The sequence below is a fragment of the Pseudomonas sp. FP2335 genome, from assembly GCF_030687535.1.
Lineage (GTDB): Bacteria > Pseudomonadota > Gammaproteobacteria > Pseudomonadales > Pseudomonadaceae > Aquipseudomonas.
On record NZ_CP117437.1, the window covers coordinates 3,570,795 to 3,591,707 of the forward strand.

General features: G+C 61.9%; 21 protein-coding genes. 4 read left to right on the plus strand and 17 right to left on the minus strand.

The window, feature by feature from the left end:
• The first annotated feature begins 107 nt into the window (after window positions 1–107).
• Window positions 108–1,052 (plus strand): aliphatic sulfonate ABC transporter substrate-binding protein, encoded by a 945-nt coding sequence (locus PSH81_RS15890; protein ID WP_192296427.1) that lies wholly within the window; start codon window positions 108–110, stop codon window positions 1,050–1,052.
• A gap of 898 nt (window positions 1,053–1,950) precedes the next feature.
• Here the strand turns inward: PSH81_RS15890 and aqpZ are convergent.
• From aqpZ to PSH81_RS15910, 4 genes are all read right to left on the minus strand, one after another.
• Entirely contained in the window at window positions 1,951–2,640 is a 690-nt protein-coding gene (gene aqpZ, locus PSH81_RS15895) for an aquaporin Z (RefSeq protein ID WP_305391051.1), read from the minus strand.
• Window positions 2,641–2,730: 90 nt separating this feature from the next.
• A complete protein-coding gene (locus tag PSH81_RS15900; protein ID WP_305391052.1) occupies window positions 2,731–3,915 on the minus strand; it encodes a sugar transporter in 1,185 nt (394 codons plus the stop codon).
• A gap of 123 nt (window positions 3,916–4,038) precedes the next feature.
• Window positions 4,039–4,401, minus strand: coding sequence for a type 1 fimbrial protein (locus tag PSH81_RS15905; RefSeq protein ID WP_226456321.1), 363 nt, complete (start codon window positions 4,399–4,401; stop codon window positions 4,039–4,041).
• A gap of 86 nt (window positions 4,402–4,487) precedes the next feature.
• Window positions 4,488–5,486: a bile acid:sodium symporter family protein gene (locus PSH81_RS15910; RefSeq protein ID WP_192296431.1), complete on the minus strand. Its 999-nt coding sequence runs from the start codon at window positions 5,484–5,486 to the stop codon at window positions 4,488–4,490.
• Window positions 5,487–5,571: 85 nt separating this feature from the next.
• On the opposite strand from PSH81_RS15910, the gene PSH81_RS15915 reads away from it, so the two are divergent.
• Window positions 5,572–6,360: a helix-turn-helix domain-containing protein gene (locus tag PSH81_RS15915; protein ID WP_192296432.1), complete on the plus strand. Its 789-nt coding sequence runs from the start codon at window positions 5,572–5,574 to the stop codon at window positions 6,358–6,360.
• 157 nt (window positions 6,361–6,517) lie between these two features.
• Here PSH81_RS15915 and PSH81_RS15920 read toward each other — a convergent pair whose 3' ends face one another.
• From PSH81_RS15920 to PSH81_RS15950, 7 genes are all read right to left on the minus strand, one after another.
• The gene (locus PSH81_RS15920) at window positions 6,518–7,753 is read right to left on the minus strand and encodes a M20 family metallo-hydrolase (protein WP_305391053.1); all 1,236 of its coding nucleotides are present in this window, start codon (window positions 7,751–7,753) and stop codon (window positions 6,518–6,520) included.
• A complete protein-coding gene (locus PSH81_RS15925; protein WP_192296434.1) occupies window positions 7,746–8,225 on the minus strand; it encodes an L-2-amino-thiazoline-4-carboxylic acid hydrolase in 480 nt (159 codons plus the stop codon). Before PSH81_RS15925 ends, PSH81_RS15920 begins: the two co-directional genes overlap by 8 nt.
• Window positions 8,226–8,408: 183 nt before the next feature.
• On the minus strand, window positions 8,409–9,548 hold the full coding sequence (locus PSH81_RS15930) for a branched-chain amino acid ABC transporter substrate-binding protein (RefSeq protein WP_305391054.1): 1,140 nt from the start codon (window positions 9,546–9,548) through the stop codon (window positions 8,409–8,411).
• Between the two features lie 69 nt (window positions 9,549–9,617).
• Window positions 9,618–10,319 carry an ABC transporter ATP-binding protein gene (locus tag PSH81_RS15935; protein ID WP_305391055.1) on the minus strand — a complete coding sequence of 234 codons (702 nt, stop codon included), beginning with the start codon at window positions 10,317–10,319 and terminating at the stop codon, window positions 9,618–9,620.
• Window positions 10,312–11,085, minus strand: coding sequence for an ABC transporter ATP-binding protein (locus tag PSH81_RS15940; protein ID WP_192296437.1), 774 nt, complete (start codon window positions 11,083–11,085; stop codon window positions 10,312–10,314). The genes PSH81_RS15935 and PSH81_RS15940 overlap by 8 nt, the downstream gene beginning before the upstream one ends.
• A complete protein-coding gene (locus tag PSH81_RS15945) occupies window positions 11,082–12,167 on the minus strand; it encodes a branched-chain amino acid ABC transporter permease (protein ID WP_226456326.1) in 1,086 nt (361 codons plus the stop codon). The genes PSH81_RS15940 and PSH81_RS15945 overlap by 4 nt, the downstream gene beginning before the upstream one ends.
• Window positions 12,164–13,111 carry a branched-chain amino acid ABC transporter permease gene (locus PSH81_RS15950; protein ID WP_226456327.1) on the minus strand — a complete coding sequence of 316 codons (948 nt, stop codon included), beginning with the start codon at window positions 13,109–13,111 and terminating at the stop codon, window positions 12,164–12,166. Before PSH81_RS15950 ends, PSH81_RS15945 begins: the two co-directional genes overlap by 4 nt.
• Window positions 13,112–13,283: 172 nt before the next feature.
• Here PSH81_RS15950 and PSH81_RS15955 point away from each other — a divergent pair, with 172 nt between their 5' ends.
• The gene (locus PSH81_RS15955; RefSeq protein WP_305391056.1) at window positions 13,284–14,180 is read left to right on the plus strand and encodes a LysR substrate-binding domain-containing protein; all 897 of its coding nucleotides are present in this window, start codon (window positions 13,284–13,286) and stop codon (window positions 14,178–14,180) included.
• A 98-nt stretch (window positions 14,181–14,278) separates the two neighbouring features.
• Entirely contained in the window at window positions 14,279–14,704 is a 426-nt protein-coding gene (locus PSH81_RS15960; RefSeq protein WP_192296441.1) for a hypothetical protein, read from the plus strand.
• Between the two features lie 214 nt (window positions 14,705–14,918).
• Here the strand turns inward: PSH81_RS15960 and PSH81_RS15965 are convergent, their stop codons facing one another.
• Genes PSH81_RS15965 through PSH81_RS15990 form a run of 6 tightly spaced genes read right to left on the minus strand, consistent with a single transcriptional unit; the run spans window position 14,919 to window position 20,842 of the window.
• Window positions 14,919–16,661 (minus strand): ABC transporter substrate-binding protein, encoded by a 1,743-nt coding sequence (locus PSH81_RS15965; protein WP_192296442.1) that lies wholly within the window; start codon window positions 16,659–16,661, stop codon window positions 14,919–14,921.
• 32 nt (window positions 16,662–16,693) lie between these two features.
• Window positions 16,694–16,966 (minus strand): DUF2160 domain-containing protein, encoded by a 273-nt coding sequence (locus PSH81_RS15970; protein WP_192296443.1) that lies wholly within the window; start codon window positions 16,964–16,966, stop codon window positions 16,694–16,696.
• 10 nt (window positions 16,967–16,976) lie between these two features.
• Complete coding sequence (locus PSH81_RS15975; protein ID WP_017735079.1) at window positions 16,977–17,777, minus strand: carbohydrate ABC transporter permease; 801 nt, start codon at window positions 17,775–17,777, stop codon at window positions 16,977–16,979.
• A gap of 10 nt (window positions 17,778–17,787) precedes the next feature.
• Window positions 17,788–18,654 (minus strand): carbohydrate ABC transporter permease, encoded by an 867-nt coding sequence (locus tag PSH81_RS15980; protein WP_017735078.1) that lies wholly within the window; start codon window positions 18,652–18,654, stop codon window positions 17,788–17,790.
• Window positions 18,651–19,748, minus strand: coding sequence for an ABC transporter ATP-binding protein (locus PSH81_RS15985; protein WP_305391057.1), 1,098 nt, complete (start codon window positions 19,746–19,748; stop codon window positions 18,651–18,653). Before PSH81_RS15985 ends, PSH81_RS15980 begins: the two co-directional genes overlap by 4 nt.
• Entirely contained in the window at window positions 19,748–20,842 is a 1,095-nt protein-coding gene (locus PSH81_RS15990; protein ID WP_226456330.1) for an ABC transporter ATP-binding protein, read from the minus strand. The genes PSH81_RS15985 and PSH81_RS15990 overlap by 1 nt, the downstream gene beginning before the upstream one ends.
• Window positions 20,843–20,913: the final 71 nt, after the last annotated feature.

Below are 20,913 nucleotides of genomic sequence, written 5' to 3' on the forward strand. Positions count from 1 at the left end.
TCGTCGGATCGCGGAAAAAGTGCCCTAAGCTAAGATCGAAAGAGTATTTATCGAATAGTTTTTAGAACTTTAAGATTGGCCGCATTCCGTTGAAGATCGAGCCTGCCATGTCTATCCGTCGCCCCCTCGCCGCTGCATTCGGGCTGTTGGCCCTCTGCGTTGCGATCAGTGCCGAAGCCCAGGAGACCCTGCGTATCGGTTATCAGAAGTCGTCCACCCTGATCACTCTGTTGAAGACCCAGGGCACCTTGGAAACAGCCCTCAAGGCCGAACACATTGACGTGTCCTGGCACGAGTTCCCCAGTGGCCTGCCGCTGCTCGAAGCGTTGAATGTGGGCAACGTCGACATCAGCGCCGACGTCGCCGACACCGTGCCGATCTTCGCCCAGGCGGCCCAGGCCAAACTCACCTACTTCGCCCAGGAAGCGCCCTCGCCTTCGGCCCAGGCCATCGTGGTGCGCAAGGACTCGCCGATCCAGCAGCTCAGCGATTTGAAAGGCAAGAAAATCGCGGTGACCAAGGCCGCCGGTACCCACTACTTGCTGATCGCTGCACTGGCCAAGGCCGGGTTGGCATTCGCCGACATCGAGCCCGCCTACCTGTCCCCCGCCGACGGCCGCGCCGCGTTCGAGAACAATAAGGTGGATGCCTGGGTCACCTGGGAACCCTTCCTCACCGGCGTGCAGCGCCAACTGCCGACCCGCACCCTCACGGACGGCAGCGGGCTGGCCAGCTACAAGCGTTACTACCTGACCGGCACCCCGTACGCCAAGGCCCATCCCGAGGTGTTGAAGGTGGTGTATGAGCAGTTGGAAAAAGCCGGGAAATGGGTGAAGAGCAACCCGCAGGACGCAGCAAAAGTGCTCGGCCCGCTGTGGGGCAACCTGGATGTCGCCACGGTGGAAGCGGCGAATGCGCACCGCAGCTACCTGGTGCAGCCGGTGACGGTCGAGCAGTTGGGTGAACAGCAGAAGATTGCCGATGCGTTCTTCAAGGCGGGCTTGCTGCCCAAATCCGTGGATGCCAAGGATGTCGACACCTGGAAGCCGTAGCCGGGTCAACTGTGGAGCGGGCTTGTGTGCTAGGACGTGAAGGGCATTAGGCGCTTGCGGGAGATGGCCCAGGCACTGCCAGTCCTTGTGGGAGCTGTCGAACTTTAGTGAGGCTGCGAAGGCGGTGGGACTGTTGGTAGAGGTGTTGGCTGAACCAGCGCTTTCGCGGGCAAGCCCGCTCCCACAGGTGATCGGCGGTGCTGGGCTATCAGTGTTCGGCTGGAGGTCGCCCAGACACTGCCAATCTCCTGTGGGAGCTGTCGAACTTTAGTGAGGCTGCGAAGGCGGTGGGACTGTTGGTAGAGGTGTTGGCTGAACCAGCGCTTTCGCGGGCAAGCCCGCTCCCACAGGTGATCGGCGGTGCTGGGCTATCAGTGTTCGGCTGGAGGTCGCCCAGACACTGCCAATCTCCTGTGGGAGCTGTCGAACTTTAGTGAGGCTGCGAAGGCGGTGGGACTGTTGGTAGAGGTTGGGCTGAACCAGCGCTTTCGCGGGCAAGCCCGCTCCCACAGGTGATCGGCGGTGCTGGGCTATCAGTGTTCGGCTGGAGGTCGCCCAGACACTGCTAATCTCCTGTGGGAGCTGTCGAACTTTAGTGAGGCTGCGAAGGCGGTGGGACTGTTGGTAGAGGTGTTGGCTGAACCAGCGCTTTCGCGGGCAAGCCCGCTCCCACAGGTGATCGGCGGTGCTGGGCTATCAGTGTTCGGCTGGAGGTCGCCCTGACACTGCCAATCTCCTGTGGGAGCTGTCGAACTTTAGTGAGGCTGCGAAGGCGGTGGGACTGTTGGTTCCAGGGCATGATCAGTTACCTCCTGATCATGCGTATTAACCTGTAAACCATGTCCCCGGTTAGATATGTAAACGATGTCCCCGGTTTGTACCGGGGCAAGCCCGCTCACTACTCAAACCTACGCGCCGCCACCGCACCCAACACCCCGCCCACCATCGGCGCCAGCCAGAACAGCCATAACTGCGCGATGTACTCACCCCCCGCAAACAGCGCCGGCCCGGTGCTGCGTGCCGGGTTCACCGAGGTGTTGGTCACCGGGATCAGCACCAAGTGAATCAGGGTCAGTGCCAAGCCAATCGCAATCGGTGCAAACCCAGGCACAGTGCCCGGAGCGGTCACGCGCATGATGATGAACACAAAGAAGAACGTGGCGATCAATTCGGCCAGCAGCGCGGCTTTCATATCGAACTGGCCTGGACTCAAGGGCCCGTAGCCGTTGGCGGCGAAACCACCTATTGCAAAGTCCGGCTGCCCGTTTGCAATCAGGTACAACGCTGCTGCCGCAAAAATTGCACCGCTGACCTGCGCGGCGAGGTACGGCAACACGTCAACGCCAGCCACCCGCCGACCGGCCCACAAGCCAACCGTCACCGCCGGGTTGAAGTGCCCGCCCGAGATGCCGCCCACCGCATAGGCCATGGTCAGCACCGTGAGGCCGAACGCCAGGGATACGCCGACAAATCCAATGCCCAACTCCGGAAAGGCCGCCGCCAGGATGGCGCTGCCACAGCCGCCAAAGGTCAGCCAGAAAGTACCGAGAAACTCTGCGGTCAAACGCTTTTGCACAATCGACTCCATTGCTGTTCACGTGCCGCCACCACAGGACGTGGGCGGTCCTGGGTGACGGTAGCAATGGGTCTTGAGGCGCCCTATAAGACTTGTCCGGTTTTAGCCGTGTGGCACACCCTGCCCAAACCGCCGAATCGCCAGGCAATACCCAACCAACGCCAGCGCCGCCAACAACCCGCCCGCCGCGCCGATCCAGGCGAAGCCGAACTGGCTACCGACCCAACTGCCCATCAGGGCGCCGCCGCCGATGCCGATGTTGTAGATGCCGGAGAACATCGCCATGGCCACGTCGGTGGCGTCCGGTGCGAGGACCAGGACCTTGGACTGCATCGCCAGGCCAAAGCCCATGATCGCCATGCCCCAGAAGATGCTCAGGCCGACGAGGTAGGATTCAGCACCGCTCAACGGCAGCATCAGCGCCAGGCACACAGCGAGGATGGACACTGCGCCGACCACGAACAGGTGCGGGTTGAGGCGGTGCACCAGGCTGAACAACAGCGAGCCGATGATGCCCGCACCACCGAAGACCAGCAGGATCAGGGTCACTGCACTGCCGCTCATGCCGGCCACGCCTTCGACGAAGGGCTCGATGTAGCTGTAGGCGGTGAATTGCGCGGTCACCGTCAGCGCGGTGAGCACGTAGAGCGCCACCAGCGCGGGGCGTTTGAACAACAGCGGCAGGCTGCGCAGCGAGCCGGAGTTCTGGCTTGGCAACAGCGGCAAGGTGCGCGCCAGCCAGAACACCAGGGCCGCGGCGAACGCGCCGATCACCAGGAAAGTGGTGCGCCAGCCCATGGCTTCGCCGAGCAGGCGACCCAGCGGAATCCCCAATACCATGGCCAAGGAGGTGCCGGTGGCCAACAGGCCGAGGGCCTGCACCTGCTTGCCTTCCGGCGCCAGGCGCACGGCGAGCGACGCGGTGATCGACCAGAACAATGCATGGGACAAAGCGATGCCAACGCGACTGACCATCAACAAGCCAAAGCTGGTGGCGACGCTGGACAGCACATGACTGGCGATAAACAGGCCGAACAGCACGATCAGCAGCTTGCGCCGTTCGACGTTGCGGGTCAGCAGCATCACCGGCAGCGACGTCAGCGACACGATCCATGCGTAGATGGTCAGCATCAGGCCGACGCTGGACACCGGCATGTCAAAGCTGGCGCCGATGGCGCTGAGCAACCCGACGGGCACGAATTCGGTGGTGTTGAACACAAAGGCGGCCAACGCGAGGGCGAAGACCGGTTGCCAGTTGGCTTGGGGAGTTGCAGCTGAATGGCTCATTGAAGGGCGCGGTACTCGGACGATGATCAGACGGCCACCCAGGACAAGCGCCGCCGCCGGGCATTCTATAGGTTTCTTGCCCGGCTGTTGGCGCTGTTCCTAATCAAAAATCCATCAATTTCGTCATGGCGCGGTCATGGTGACCACGTAGAGCCCGGACTGAATCGGCTTTCCAGCGGCGTCGACCAGCTCATACCGTTGGTCGTAATAACGCCCGTCGCCGCTGTCGCTCACCAACTTGACGTTGGCTGGCGCATTGCCCAGCGCCTTGACGCTGCCGACCGAACGCACATCAAACCCGCTGCCGCGACTGGCCTGCGGACAGCCCCTCAACTCCAGCGTCCGGCCGCCCACCGCAGCCGACTCACAACCCGGCATGACTACACTGCCGGAAAACCGGATGACACCGGAGGGTGCAGCCATGCTCACCCCCGTCCACATTGCAAGAAAGCCGGTGAGCACTGACAAACGCATAACGTTGTTCATGACGACATTCCTTCTTGGGTTGTTAACAAGAATGTCGTCTGGCCCCGAATTTACTTGAGGCTACTCGTCAGCAGCTGAAGGAAAAATTACGGGTCCACCTGCCCCATCAACTCCGGAATCGACTCCGGCCGATTCGCATAGCGCTGCGCCAACGCCGCACACACCATCAGCTGGATCTGGTGAAACAGCATCAACGGCAGGATCAGCACGCCCATGCTCGCCCCGGCGAACAACACCTGGGCCATCGGCACCCCGGTCGCCAGGCTTTTCTTCGAGCCGCAGAACAAGATGGTGATGCGGTCTTCCTGGTTGAAGCCAAAGGCCTTGGCCAGCACCGTCGAGGCCACCAGCACCAGGGCCAGCAACACGCAGCACGCCACCACCAGGCCGCCGAGTTCCCACAGCGGGATCTGGTGCCAGATCCCCTCATTGACCGCTTCGCTGAACGCGCCGTAGACCACCAGCAGGATCGAACCCTGATCGACGAATTTCAGCCAGGCCTTGTTGCGCCCCACCCACGCGCCAATCCAGCGGCGGGCGATCTGCCCGGCGATAAACGGCAGCAGCAGTTGCACGCTGATTTTCACAATGGCGTCGAGGGTGCTGCTGCCTTCGCCGTGCACATTGAGCAGCAGCGTCACCAGCAACGGCGTGAGGAAAATCCCAAACAGGCTGGACGCAGCCGCGCTGCAAATCGCAGCCGGGATATTGCCCCGCGCCAGGGAAGTAAAGGCAATCGCCGACTGCACCGTGGCCGGCAGCGCGCAGAGGTAAAGCATGCCCATGTACAGCTCGTTGCCGATCAGCGGCGACAGCAGCGGTTTGAGCGCCAGGCCCAGCAGCGGGAACAGCACAAAGGTCAGGCTGAACACCAGCAAGTGCAGGCGCCAATGCCCGGCCCCGGCAATGATCGCCTGGTTCGACAGCTTGGCGCCGTGCAGGAAAAACAGCAGCGCGATGGCCAGGTTGGTCACCCAACCAAACGCCACGGCGGTCTGGCCGCTGGCGGGCAGCAATGAGGCGAGGATCACCGTGGCGATCAGGGTCAGGGTGAAGTTGTCAGGGAGAAAACGCGGACGAGTCATAAGTAGGTCTTCCGGGGGTTGCCAAGAGCGTCTGGGCGACTCTAACGTAACGGCTTGTTACCGACTAACGCCAATGAGCCAACAAATGCCGCCTAAAGGACAGGACAAAACCGTTCGCCGCAGTGTGCCCGGGCTCGCCAGCCTGCCGCGGCCGGTGTACGGGCGCACCGAATCGCTGCCCAACCGTGCGCTGACCCGCCGCCACAGTCACCCGTGGGTGCAGTTGTCCTATGCGATTGCCGGGGTGCTGGAGATCCAGACCAGCGTCGGCCGCTTCGTCGCCCCGCCGCAGCGCGCGGTATGGATTCCGGCGGGCATGCCGCACCGCGTGTTCAGTTCGCCGCGCACGGAAATGCGCAGCCTCTACCTGGACTGCCGCGTCACCGCCTGGGCGGATGCGCGTTGCCATGTGCTGGAGGTCAGCAGCCTGCTGCGCGAATTGATCCGCAGCTTCAGCGAACTGCCGGTGGAATATGCCGAGGACGGCCCGGACGGGCGCCTGGCCCAGGTGGTGCTGGACCAACTGGCGGCAGCGCCGCAGGTGGATTTGATGCTGCCGCTGCCACTGGACCCGCGTTTGCGCCAGATCTACCGCAGCCTGAACCTGCACCCGGAACAGCAGACCACCCTGGGGGACTGGAGCCGCAAGTTGGCCGTGAGTGAAAAGACCCTGAGCCGGTTGTTCCTGAGCGATACCGGGCTGACGTTCCGCGCCTGGCGCCAGCGCCTGCGCTTGCTGACCGCCCTGCCCGCCCTGGAACGCGGCGAGCGGGTCACGGATGTGGCGCTGGGGTGTGGGTATGAGTCGACGTCGGCGTTTATCAATGCGTTTCGCCAGCAGTTTGATGCGACGCCCGGCGAGTTTTTCCGCTGAAACCCTCGACGCATCAGATACAGGAGACCCAGTCTGGGAGCGGGCTTGTGTGGGAGCGGGCTTGCTCGCGAAGACGGTGTATCAGACCCAAACATGTTGACTGACCCACCGCATTCGCGAGCAAGCCCGCTCCCACATTTTGATTGAGGTAGGCCCGCTAGATAGAGGACTTGGCCAGGATGGCCTGGAGCAGCACATCCGCTCCCGCCGTCGACCACTCTGGCGAAATCTCCTCCGCTTCGTTATGGCTCAAGCCATCCACACAAGGCACAAAGATCATCGCCGTCGGCGCCACCTGGTTCAGGTAGCAGGCATCATGCCCGGCCCCGGAGATCATCGGCCGATGGCTGTACCCCAGTCGCTCAGCCGATGCCCGCACCACTTCGACGCAATCAGCATCAAACGCAATCGGTGCGTATTGGAAAATTTGCTTCACGCTGTGCTGCAAACCAATCCCATCGGCGATCTGTGCCACCGCATCACGCAACTGCTGATCCTGGCGCGCCAGTACCGCTTCATCCGGGTGGCGGAATTCCACGCTGAAAAACACCCGCCCCGGCACCACGTTGCGCGAGTTGGGGAAGATGTTGGCCATGCCCACCGTGGCACGCCCTTCAGCGCCCTGCTCCAGGCCCAAGCCGTTGACCGCCTCGACCACGCGGGCAAAGCCGAGCAAGGCGTCCAGGCGATGGTCCATCGGCGTAGTGCCGGCGTGGGCGCTGCGGCCGTTCAGCTCAACTTCATACCAACGCTGGCCCTGGGCACCGGTGACGACGCCGATGGTGATGCCTTGCGCTTCAAGGATCGGGCCTTGTTCGATGTGCAGTTCAAACGCCGCATGCACCGCCTGGCCACCTACAGGTTCGGGCCCGGCGTAGCCGATCTGCTGCAAGGCCTGGCCGATGCTCACGCCGTTTTTGTCGGCACGGGACAGGCCGTATTCCAGGTCAAACACGCCCGCGTAAACGCCGGACGAAATCATGGCCGGGGCGAAACGCGAGCCCTCTTCGTTGGTCCAGTTGACCACTTCAATCGGCCGCTCGGTCTCGATACCCAGGTCATTTAAGGTTCGCAGCACTTCCAGCCCGGCGAGCACGCCGTAGATGCCGTCGTACTTGCCGCCGAAGGGTTGCGAGTCGCCATGGGAGCCGGTCAGCACTGGGGCCAGATGATCCTGGCGCCCGGCGCGGCGGGCGAAGATGTTGCCCATGGCGTCCACACGGATGCTGCACCCGGCGGCCGTGCACCACTGCACGAACAGGTCGCGACCGCGGCGGTCTTCATCGGTCAGCGCCAGGCGCGAGACGCCGCCCTTTTCGGTGGCGCCGATTTGCGCCATATCCATCAGCGAGTCCCACAGACGCTTGCCGTTCACCCGCGCCAGGTTACTCATGGGGCTTGGCCCGGTAGCGGAAGTCGCAGCGGTGATCGCCGCCCATGATGGTCTGGGTGCGGGTCAGTTCGATGTCCGGGTTGTAGCCGACGATAAACAGCTCGTCGCGGTTGCACGACAACAGGTGGCCGATTTCGCCCAGGCCCATTTCGGTGTACATCTCGGCGTAGCGGCAGCGCTTGACGTCGTAGTCATAGCGCTCGGCGTCGCTGGCGATGATCTCGACTTTCAGCGCGTCGTCCTTTTCCCAGAGCACTTGCAGCTCGACGAAGCTCTTGAGGTCAGCCTGCTGTTCCAGCGCGGCAAAATGCTTGCCCGCCTGGATCGCCGCATTGCCCACGGCTTCGCCGATCACGGCGGCGGCAAAGTCCTTGCCCTGCTCGCGCTTCAAGATCTCGTAGATCGGCTTGATGATTTCGGCCTCGATCCGCCGCCGGGCGAGGATGCCCAGTTCACCTTCCAGTTTGCTCATTGTCCACCTCCAAAAAACCTAAACCTGTAGTGAGCGGGCTTGCCCCGCGCTGGGGGGCGAGGCCGCCCCAAAACGGTCCGCCGCGGTGTATCAGGAAGACCGCAGTGCCTGGGTTTGGGGCGGCTTCGCCACCCAGCGCGGGCAAGCCCGCTCACTACAATAAGCTCGTGCCCGCCCAGTGGGTTACTGGCCGCCCGCCACGCTGACCGGCTGCCATTGGTTGGCCTTGACCTGGTACACGGTGAACGACGGTTTTTTCAAGTTGCCTTCGGCATCAAACGCGAGGGTGCCGGTCACGCCTGGGTAGCTGATGGCGCGCAGCACCGGCAGGTATTTCTGCGGGTCGACCGAGTCGGCTTTCTCGATAGCCGCCACCAGCACGCCAACGCCGTCGTAGGCAAACGGCGCATGCAGTTCGATGTTGGCCTTGTAGCGCTCTTTGTAGGCCTGCTCGAACGCCTTGCCACCGGGCATCTGCGCAATCGCCAGGCCCGGCTCCAAGGCAATCACGCCCTCGCCTTCGTTCTGCGCCAGTTCCAGGAAGGTCTGGCTGACAAAGCCACCGGCCCCCATCAACGGCGCCTTGATCCCCAGTTGCTTGATGCGACGGGCCAGCGGTGCAGCCTGGGAGTCGACGCCACCGAAGAAGATCAGGTCCGGATTCTGGCTGCGGATGTTGGTGAGCACGGCGCTGAAGTCGATGGTCTTGTCATCCACGTATTCGCGGCCGACGACTTTGCCGCCGCCGGCCTCGATGGCTTTGACGAACTGGTCCGCCAGGCCCTGGCCGAACGCAGTGCGGTCGTCGATCACGGCGATGCGCTTGGCCTTGAGCGTGTGCAGCGCATAGTCGCCAGCGACCTGACCGCCGTCATCGTCATGGCCCATGATCCGAAAGCTGGTATCAAAACCCTGCTGGGTGTACGCGTGACCGGTCGCGACCGGCGCCACCTGGGCGATCCCGGCATCGTGGTACACCCGCGCCGCCGGGATGCTGGTGCCGGTGTTCCAGTGACCGACCACGCCGACCACGCCTTCATCCACCAGGCGCTGGGCCACGGTGACGGCGGTGCGTGGGTCGGACTGGTCATCTTCGGAGACCAGCTTGAAGGTCACAGCCTCCCCGTTGATTGTCGGGTGCTTGGCGTTGGCCTGGTCGATGGCCAGTCTGGCGCCGTTTTCCAGGTCCTTGCCGATGCGGGCCGACGGGCCGGTGAGTGGGCCTGCCAGGCCGATCAGCACGGTCTGGTCGGCCTGGGCCACGGCGCTGGCGAGGCTGCTCAGGGCCAGGCCGATCAATGCGGTTTTGTTCAAAGTGTTCATCTGGGGTTCCTGCTTCTTTTCGGGCGGGTCGGAACACGCCGGGCGTCCGGTAGCGTCATGGAGGTGTGGTTATTCGCCGAGGTACGCACTGCGCACCTCGGGGTGTTCGAGCAAATCCCGGGACGGGCCGCTGAGGCTGATGCGGCCGGTGTCCATCACGTAGGCGCGGTCGGTGACTTGCAGGGCCAGCCGCGCGTTTTGTTCGACCAGCAACAGGGTCATGCCCTGGCGACATACGTCGTCGATCACCTGGAAGATCTTCTCGACCATGATCGGTGCCAGGCCCATCGACGGCTCATCGAGGACCAACAACAGCGCACGGGCCAGGGCGAGCATCTGTTGCTCGCCGCCGGACAGCAGGCCGGCAGATTGGTGAAGGCGTTCTTCCAGGCGCGGGAAGTGCCCAAACAGCTCGCGTATTTCGCGCTGCACTTGCGCGTGATCGCGGCGCAGAAAGGCACCGGCCTGGAGGTTTTCCAGCACGCTCATGCGCGCGAAAATCCCGCGCCCTTCCGGGACCATGGCGATGCCTTGGCGCAGCAGTTGCTCGGGCGCCTGGCCAAGGATCGATCGCCCGGCAAAGCGGATCTCGCCCTTTGCCGCCGGCAGCAGGCCGGTCAACGCCTTGAGGCTTGAGGTTTTGCCCGCCCCATTGGCGCCGATCAGCGTGACGCGCTCGCCTTCGTGGATATGCAGGTCGAGGGCTTTGACCGCTTCGATAGCGCCGTAGCGCACCTGCAAACCCTCGACTTTCAATAAGGCTTCAGACATGGGCGCTGGCTCCGAGATAAGCCTGGATGACCGCCGGGTGCTGACGGACTTCAGCGGGCGGTCCGACGGCGATGACCTGGCCATAATCGAGCACGCTGATGCGGTCGCAGACGCCCATCACCAGCTTCACGTCGTGTTCGATCAACAGCAGTGTGTGGCCGTCGTCGCGGATTTTTTCCAGCAGGCCTCGCAGTTGTACTTTCTCACTGGCGTTCATGCCCGCCGCCGGTTCATCCAGGGCCAACAGGCGTGGTTCGGTGGCCAGGGCGCGGGCGATTTCCAGGCGTCGTTGATGGCCGTAGCTGAGGCTGTCGGCGCGGTAGTTGGCAAACCCGGCGAGGCCCACATAGGCCAGCAAACGATGAGCATGGGCGCGTGTTTGCGCCTCTTCGTCGCGGGCGCTGCGGTGCTGACTCAAGGCCGCCCACAAGCCATTGCGGGTGCGCACATGGCGACCGACCATGACGTTTTCCAGGGCGCTCATCGCATTGAACAGGCGGATATTCTGAAAGGTGCGCGCAATGCCGGCCTCGGCCACCTGATGCACACTGGTGGGCTGGTACTCCCGGCCTTCGAGCTGGAAGCGCCCGGAGTCCGGGGTATACAGCCCCGTCATCACGTTGAAAAAGGTGGTCTTGCCCGCGCCATTCGGGCCGATCAATCCGTAGATCTCGCCGGGCTGGATACTCAGGCTCACGTCGGTCAGCGCCATCACGCCGCCGAAGTGTTTGTTGACCTTGTCGATCTGCAACAGCGGTGCGTTCATCGTGCCACTCCTTTGGGCCACAATCCGGCGGGTCGGTACAGCATCGCGAGAATCAGCGCCAGGCCGTAGAACAGCTGGCGGATGATCTCCGGGTCCACCAGCACCTGGCCGAACAGCGCCTGTTGCAGCGGCCCCATGCTGGCGCGCAAGGCTTCGGGCAAGGCGGCGAGCAGTACGCAGCCAAGAATCACGCCCGGGATATGCCCCATGCCGCCCAGCACCACCATCGCCAGCACGGCGATGGACTCGTTGAGGGTGAAAGACTCGGGCGAAACAAAGCCCTGGAACGACGCAAACAACGCCCCGCTCACCCCGCCAAACGCGGCGCCAATCGCAAACGCCAGCAGTTTGAGGCGCACGGTGTTGATGCCCATGGCCTGGGCCGCGTCTTCGTCTTCACGGATCGCTACCCAGGCGCGGCCGATGCGCGAATGCTCCAGGCGGATGCAGGCGAACAGAATCAGCAGCACCAGCGCCGCAAACAGGTAGTAATAGAGATACACCGAAGGCAGGCGCAGGCCGAACAGTTCCTGGGTGCGGCCCAGGTTGACGCCGAGCAGGTTGACCGGGTCGACCTGGGCGATGCCCTTGGGCCCATTGGTGATGTTTACCGGGCGATCGAGGTTGCGCAGCAGGATGCGGATGATTTCGCCGAAACCCAGGGTGACGATGGCCAGGTAGTCGCCGCGCAGGCGCAAGGTCGGCGCGCCCAATACCACGCCGCACCCGGCGGCGAGCAACGCGCCCAACGGCAGGATCAGCCAGATCGAGGTGTGCATGCCCGCCGGCAACCACGCCGCCAGCGCGGGAAACTGTTGCAGCAGATGGGGCGACGAGAGCAGCGCGGCGAGGTAGGCGCCCACCGCGTAGAACGCGATGAAGCCCATGTCCAGCAGCCCGGCGTAACCGACCACGATGTTCAACCCGAGGGCGAGCATGATGTACAGCAGGGCAAAATCCAGGGTGCGCACCCAGGTGTTGCCGCCGGCGTGGCCGACGATCCACGGCGCCAGCACCAGGGCCACGGCGAACAGCAGCAGGCCGAGGCTCGCGCGCTGGTTGGGGGTCAGGGAGTTGATCATGCGCGGCTCGCCAAACGTTCACCCAACAACCCGGAAGGACGCAATACCAGCACCGCGATCAACACGATGAAGGCGAACACATCCTGGTAATTACTGCCAAACACGCCGTTGGTGGCCGCGCCCAGATAGCCGGTACCGAGGGCTTCGATCAACCCCAGCAGCAAGCCGCCCAGCATGGCGCCCTTGAGGTTGCCGATGCCACCCAGCACCGCAGCGGTGAAGGCCTTGATGCCCGGCAAGAAGCCCATGTAGAAATGCGCGCTGCCGTAGTTGCTGGCCATCATGATCCCGGCGAGCGCTGCCAATGCGCCGCCGATGGCAAAGGTGATGACGATCACGCGATTGGGGCTGATGCCCATCAGGCTGGCGACTTGCGGGTTCTCTGCCACGGCGCGCATGGCGCGACCGAAGCGCGTGCGCTCCACCAGCACCAGCAGCGCGGCCATCACTGACAGGGCGATGGCAATCGTCGTCAGCGCCGTGACGTTGGTGATCGCCGGATGCGCGCAGGCGCCGGGCAACACTTCAATCGGCTCCAGCGGCAACAGTTGCGGGAACATCTGCGGGTTGCGGGTCCACACCAGCATGGCGATGGTTTGCAGCAGCAACGACACACCGATACCGCTGATCAACGGCGCCAGACGTGGGGCATGGCGCAAGCGACGGTAGGCGACACGTTCGATCACCACCGCGAGAACTGCGCAAAACGCCATGGCGACGACAGTGGCGCCGAGCAGCACCAGCACTGGCGGCAAAGCGGGCCAGGTCGCCTGCAACAAGCGGATTACCGACAGGCCCACCAGCGCGCCGATCATCAACACATCGCCATGGGCAAAGTTGATGATGCGCAAGATGCCGTAGACCATGGTGTAACCCAGGGCCACCAGCGCGTAGAGACTGCCCGTCATCAAACCATTGAGCAGTTGTTGGATAAACCCATCCATGAAAACCGTCGACCTCAGTGCGTACAGGGGCGGCACACTAAGCATCTATTCTGTTTTTATCAAATAACAGAAAGTCATATGGTTATATCAAGCTTAAAACAGGCTATTTATGCCGAAAATACGGCGCTTATGGCTCTTTATTTGTGGATTGAGTTGGTATTTAATTCAACACATGAATAAATCAGAACAGTTAGCCAATGACCCTCCCCTGCGCGCCGTGCGCACGTTCGAAGCCTTTGCCCGTCATGGCGGGGTGAATGCCGCCGCGCGCGCGCTGGACGTTTCCGCCTCGGCCATCAGCCATCAACTGCACTTGCTGGAAGACTTCCTGCAGCAGCCGCTGACATTGCGTCAAGGCCGCAACCTGGTGCTTACCGACGAAGGCCGCGAGTACTACCGCGCCATCCGTTCGGCGTTTGCGGTGCTGCGCAGTGCCACCGAACATGTGCGCGAAAAAAGCGCCACGCGCCAGGTGACCATCAGCCTGATCCCACTGTTTGGCATCAACCTGTTTATCCCGCGTTTGGCGAGTTTCCTGAAGGACCACCCGGCACTGGACATCAACGTGACCTATGCCAACCACCGCAGCTACCCGAGTGACGCGGCCGACCTGTCGATCCGTTTCGGCACCGGGCACTGGCCGGGCTATCACAGTGAGCCGCTGATTTCTGGCGCGGTCACGCCCTATTGCAGCCGCGCCTTCCTGGCGCAACACGGGCCGATCGACACGCCCGCGGCGCTGAGTGAACTGCCGCTGCTGCACGACGAAGAGCGCGGCACCTGGGGCCAATGGTTCGAGGCCGCCGAGGTGGATGCCACGGCGTTGAATGGGTTGTTGCTGGAAGACGGCCAACTGGCGCTGACCGCCACCCTCACCGGCCTGGGCTGCGCACTGCTGCGCGAGCCGCTGGTGGCACCGCTGGTGGCCAGTGGCGAGCTGGTGAAGCTGTTTGAACTGGAAGTGAATGATGGCCGCCAGTACTACCTGTGTCGGCGGGCCAACAGTGAGTTGTCGAGCGAGGGCAATGACTTGTATGACTGGATCAAGCGCAGCTTGGTTGCCGCCTGAGCCGTGTGAAGATCCGCATCTTGAATTGAGCCAGAGCTGAATTTAGCTGCTATTGTGCCGCGCTCTGAAAAACCGCCGAACCTGCGAGGAAATGCACGTTGAACACTGACGAAAAAATGACCGGGGACCTGTTCGAGGTGGATAAGCGCCTGTCACTCAAACCCGTGGTGGACTTCAACAGCTACCTGCGCACAGCGTTCGGCGACGGCCCGTGCACCTGCATCCGCTGCACCGCCAGCCAGGGCGATGAAAGCGGCTATGCGTTCCAGCACACCTTTACCTTTGACGGCAAACCCACCCACCGTCGCTTCGCCACCACCTCGGGCAGCGATGTGTTGCAGGTGTTGAAGAAGGCGTGGTTGTCGTACACCAAGGCTGAGTTGCCACTCAGTGGCGTACTGGCACTGGAGACGGTGAAGGAGTTTGTCGAGCCGCAATTGCACAAGCGTCTGGTGCCGCTGTTTTTGGCTAGCGAGCTGGTCAAGGAAGTGGACGGTGAGTTGCACATCCAGTTGCAGGACTGAACAACCTGAATAATGTCGCAGGGGGTTGGCGAATGCGCTGACAGCGGCGCAGCCCCTCGCCAACAACCAAAATCTGTAGTGAGCGGGCTCGCCCCGCGCTGGGGGGCGAAGCCGCCCTAAAACCAGACACCTCGGTCTTTCTGATACACCGCGGCGCCTGGATTTGGGGCGGCTTCGCCCCCCAGCGCGGGGCGAGCCCGCTCACTACAAGTTGTTACTTACGGGCGGCCTCCCATTGTTTGAGCAGGTCGCCGTAGGCCACGGTCTCGCCTTTGGGTTTCTCGTTGGCCAGTTTCGGCTTCGGTGCACCCGGCTGGTCGAACCAGTATTGCGCGTCACGCTCGGGGTTCATTTTCGGGCCGCACGTCGTTTGCACCTTGGAACGCTCCAGGCGCGTCATGATTGCGTCTTGCTCCTTGGCCAGGTTATCCAGCGCCTGTTGCGGGGTCTTCTCGCCGCTGGCGGCGGCGGCGATGTTGCTCCACCACAGCTGCGCCAGACGCGGGTAGTCGGGCACGTTGGTGCCGGTTGGCGACCACTGTAGTCGAGCCGGACTGCGGTAGAACTCCACCAGGCCACCCAGCTTCGGCGCCAGGTCGGTCATGGCCTGGGAGTTGATGTCGGACTCTCGGATCGGCGTCAGGCCGACGATGGTTTTCTTCAGCGAGACGGTTTTTGAGGTCACGAACTGCGCGTAGAGCCAGGCCGCAAGCTTTTGCTTCTCTGGAGTGGACTTCATGAAGGTCCAGGAGCCTACGTCCTGATAGCCCTTCTTCATACCTTCTTCCCAGTAAGGCCCGACCGGCGACGGCGCCATGCGCCATTTCGGCGTGCCGTCGGCATTCACCACTGGCAGGCCCGGCTTGACCATATCGGCGGTAAACGCGGTGTACCAGAAGATCTGCTGGGCAATATTGCCCTGGGACGGCACCGGGCCGGATTCGGAGAAGGTCATACCCGCTGCTTCCGGTGGCGCATAGGCCTTCATCCAATCCACGTATTTCTGCGTGGCGAATACGGCGGCCGGGCCGTTGGTGTCGCCGCCACGGGTGACACTGGAGCCCACCGGATGGCAGTCCTCGACGCGAATGCCCCACTCGTCCACCGGCAGGCCGTTGGGCAAGCCTTTGTCGCCGCCACCGGCCATGGAGAACCAGGCATCGGTGAAGCGCCAGCCCAGGGACGGGTCTTTCTTGCCGTAGTCCATGTGCCCATACACGCGCTTGCCGTCGATCTCCTTGACGTCTTCGCTGAAGAATTTGGCGATGTCTTCGTAGGCGGACCAGTTGACCGGCACGCCGAGGTCATAACCGTACTTTTCCTTGAACTTGGCTTTGAGGTCCGCACGTTCGAACCAGTCGGCGCGGAACCAGTATAGGTTGGCGAACTGCTGGTCAGGCAGTTGGTAGAGCTTGCCGTCCGGCGCGGTGGTGAAGGACAGGCCGATAAAGTCCTTCAGGTCCAGCGTCGGCGAAGTGAAGTCCTTGCCTTCGTTGGCCATCAGATCGGTGATGGATTCCGTCTTGCCATAGCGAAAGTGCGTACCGATCAAGTCGGAATCGTTGACCCAGCCGTCATAGATGTTCTTGTCGGACTGCATCTGGGTTTGCAGCTTCTCCACCACGTCGCCTTCCTGCAGCAGGTCGTGGGTCAGCTTGATCCCGGTGATTTCACTGAAGGCCTTGGCCAGGACCTTGGACTCGTACTCGTGGGTGGTGAGGGTTTCCGACACCACGTTGATCTTCATCCCACGGAACGGTTCGGCCGCCTTGATAAACCACTTGAGTTCCGCCAGCTGCTGCTCGGCCGTGAGGGTGGATGGTTTGAACTCGCTGCCGATCCATTTTTTCGCGGCATCTTCGTACGCATCGGCCCAGGCCGAAGCGCTCAAACCGCTGAGGGCCAAGACGGCGGCCAATGAAATGCTATGTCGCAGCTTATTGTTTTTATCGAACATAGAGACCTCCTGGTTGTTTATTCATAAGGGCACTAGCCCCAACGCATCACGCTCAACAGCCACACCAGGGACAGCGCAGTCGCCACCCAGATGCTCCAGCCGGTGACGCCGATTACCAGCAAATGCAGGTAGGCGCTGCCGAGAAGACCGATAAACAGGCGATCACCACGGGTGGTGCTGATCGGTAAAAAACCGCGCCGGGGGATACTCGGCGAACGCAGTTCCCAGGTGGTCATGCCCGCCAGAATCAGGGCAATGCCGCCGAAGAACAGTGCAGTGGGGGTGGTCCAGGCCATCCATTCCATCATCGACTCCTCAGACCCGGCCCAGGGCAAAGCCCTTAGCCACGTGGTTGCGAACAAACCAGATCACCAGCATGCCGGGCAGGATGGTCAACACCCCCGCCGCTGCCAGTACACCCCAATCGATGCCCGATGCCGAGACCGTACGGGTCATCACCGCCGCAATGGGCTTGGCGTTGACCGAGGTCAGAGTGCGCGCCAGCAGTAGCTCGACCCAGGAAAACATAAAGCAGAAAAATGCCGTCACGCCGATGCCCGAGCCGATCAGCGGGATAAAGATCTTCACGAAAAACTTGGGAAACGAGTAGCCGTCGATGTAGGCGGTTTCGTCGATCTCCTTGGGTACGCCGGACATGAACCCCTCAAGAATCCACACCGCCAGCGGCACGTTGAACAAACAGTGAGCCAGTGCCACGGCGATGTGGGTGTCAAACAAACCGATCGACGAATACAGCTGGAAGAACGGCAGTAAAAACACCGCCGGCGGCGCCATACGGTTGGTCAGCAGCCAAAAGAACAGGTGCTTGTCGCCGAGGAAGCGATAGCGCGAAAAAGCGTAGGCCGCCGGTAGTGCCACCGTAAGAGAAATCACCGTGTTCAGGCTGACGTAGTACAGCGAATTGAGGTAGCCGGTGTACCAACTCGGGTCGGTGAAGATCACCTTGTAGTTGGCCAAGGTGAAGTCCTGCGGAAACAGCGTGAGCCCGCCGAGGATTTCGGTGTTGCTCTTGAAGGACATGTTCAGCAGCCAATAGATCGGCACCAACAGGAACAGGATGTAGATCAGCAGCGGGATAACCTTGCGCTTGCTCATGTCTGCGGCCTCAGCGGTTGGCGTCGGAGTGGGTCATGGCGGTGTAGAACAGCCAGGACACCAACAGGATGATCAGGAAGTACACCAGGGAAAACGCTGCCGCCGGCCCCAGGTCGAATTGACCTACGGCCATCTGGGTCAGCGTCTGGCTGAGGAAGGTAGTGGCATTCCCCGGTCCACCGCCGGTCAGTACGAACGGCTCGGTGTAGATCATGAAGCTGTCCATAAAGCGCAGCATCACCGCGATCAACAGCACGCTTTTCATCTTCGGCAACTGGATATGTCGGAACACCGCCCAGGCGGATGCACGATCGATCCGTGCGGCCTGGTAGTACACATCCGGAATGGCCCGAAGCCCCGAGTAGCAGAGCAGCGCCACCAACGAGGTCCAGTGCCATACGTCCATGACCAGCACAGTGACCCAGGCGTCTGCCGTGTTGGCCGCGTAGTTGTAGCTGATGCCCAGCGCGTTGAGGCTGTAACCCAGTAAACCGATGTCGGCGCGGCCGAAAATCTGCCAGATGGTGCCCACCACATTCCATGGGATCAGCAACGGAATCGCGAGGATGATCAGCACCAGTGACGACCAGCGGCCCTTGGTCGGCATGGTCAAGGCGATGGCGATACCCAGAGGGATTTCGATCAACAGCACGCAGGCCGAGTAGATGAACTGGCGCAACAGTGAGTCGTGCAGCCGCGGGTCGAGCAGCACCTGCTTGTACCAATCGGCACCGACGAAGTAGCGGCTGGATTGGTCGAAGATGTCCTGCACCGAGTAGTTGACCACGGTCATCATCGGGATCACCGCACTGAACGCCACCAGCAGGAACACCGGCAACACCAGCCACCAGGCCTTGTTGTTCTGCACCTTGTTCATGGCTGCACCTCCAGCAGGTAATCGTCGGCGTAGAGCATCAGCCATTGCGCGGGGAAGCTAATGCAGGCTTGGCCTTCAGGCACCGGTTTGTCTTCGGCCAGGCGGACCTTCAACAGCGCGCCGTCGAGGTTGAGGGTGATGATCTTGTAGGTGCCGAGGTCTTCCAGATGAGTGACATCGGCGTGCAGGGCGTCAGGGTTGTACTCATCCCATACGTGGATAAATTCCGGGCGGATACCGACCTGGAGTTTCTTGTAAGGCGTGTCGCTGATGCGCTGTTGAAGCGCCTCGGACAACGGCAGATGGGTGCCAGCAAAACGCACCCCGCCCGCCTCGGCCTGCACCTCGATCAGATTCATCCCAGGGCTGCCGATGAAATAGCCGACAAAGGTGTGGCTGGGGCGCTCGAACAGTTCACGCGGCGTACCGAACTGCACGATCTGCCCGCCGTACATCACCGCGATCTTGTCGGCAAAGGTCGAGGCTTCCAACTGGTCGTGGGTCACGTAGACCATGGTGATATTGAACTGCTCGTGGATCTGCTTGAGCTTGCGCCGCAGCTTCCACTTGAGGTGCGGGTCGATCACCGTCAACGGTTCATCGAACAGGATCGCCGACACGTCGTCACGCACCAGGCCACGGCCCATGGAGACTTTCTGCTTTTCGTCGGCGGTGAGGTTGCGCGCCTTTTTCGTCAGCAGGTTTTGTAGGTCGAGGACTTCGGCAATTTCCTGCACCTTGCTGTGAATTTTCGCTTCGGCCATGCCCTGATTGCGCAGTGGGAACGCCAGGTTGTCGAACACGGTCATGGTGTCGTACACCACCGGGAACTGAAACACCTGGGCAATATTGCGTTTTTCCGGGGTGAGGTCGTTGACCACTTTGGTGTCGAACAGCACCTGGCCTTCGGAGGGGCTGAGCAGGCCGGAGATGATGTTGAGCAAGGTCGACTTGCCGCAACCCGACGGCCCGAGCAACGCGTAGGCACCGCCCTGCTCCCAGACGTGGTTCATTTCCCTAATTGCGTAGTCCTCAGGACCACTCGGCGTAGGGCTGTAGCTGTGCGCCAGGTTCTGCAAATGGATCTCGGCCATCAGGCAACCCTCGCAACACGTCGCCCGGGAGCTTGGACCAAGCGGCCCTGGCTATCGAACACAAACAGTTTATGGGTGGGGATATACACGCGGATCGGTGCGTCGACGTCGTACTCATGCACCCCCGGCAGGTGCAGCACCAGTAGGAAATGTTCGCTGCGCACATGCAGAAAGGTTTCCGAGCCGCTGATCTCGGCGACTTCCACAGTCACCGCCAGCTCCAGGTCATCGTCGTTGCTCGGCACCAGGCTGATATGGCTGGGACGCACGCCAAAACGGAATTCGCCTTCACCGATGGGGCGCAAATCGACATTGAGCGGAAAGTGCACAAAATTCGCGAAGCTGACTTCGTTGCCGCTGATCCGTCCCGGCATCAGGTTGATCGGCGGTTCGGAAAACAGCTCGGCAGCCAGCACGCTCTGGGGTTGGTGATAGACCTCGGCGGCCTTGCCGCTCTGAATCACCCGACCTTCGTGAAGGATGGTGGTGGTGCCACCCAGCGCCAGGGCTTCGTTGGGTTCGGTGGTGGCGTAGATGGCGATGGTATGGCGCGCCTTGAACAGCTCGCGCATTTCCTGACGCAGCTCTTCGCGCAGTTTGTAGTCCAGGTTCACCAGCGGCTCATCGAACAGGATCAACTCGGCGTCTTTCACCAAGGCCCGGGCCATGGCCGTGCGCTGCTGCTGGCCGCCGGACAATTCCAGCGGGTGGCGCTGCAGGAATTTCTCGATGCGCAGCATCTTGGCGGTTTCCAGCACCTTGCTCTGGATCAACTCGTTGGCCATCCCGGCCTGGCGCAAGGGCGAGGCGATGTTTTCGAACACGGTCATGGTCGGGTAGTTGATGAACTGCTGATACACCATCGATACGTTGCGCAGGCGCACCGGCTTGTGGGTGACATCCACGCCGTTCATCAGAATGCGGCCGCTGTCGGGCTTGTCCAGGCCGGCCATCAGGCGCATCAGGCTGGTCTTGCCGGACAGGGTGCGGCCGAGCAACACGTTGAAGGAACCGGCTTCGAAACGCAGGGTGGCGTCGTCGATCCAGGTTTGGCCTTCAACGACGCGGGAGACATGTTCCAGGGTCAATGACATGACACGACCTTTTTTATTATTGGAATGAATCTGGCCATTCGTCAGAGCGAGTTTCGTGCCAAAACTGCAAG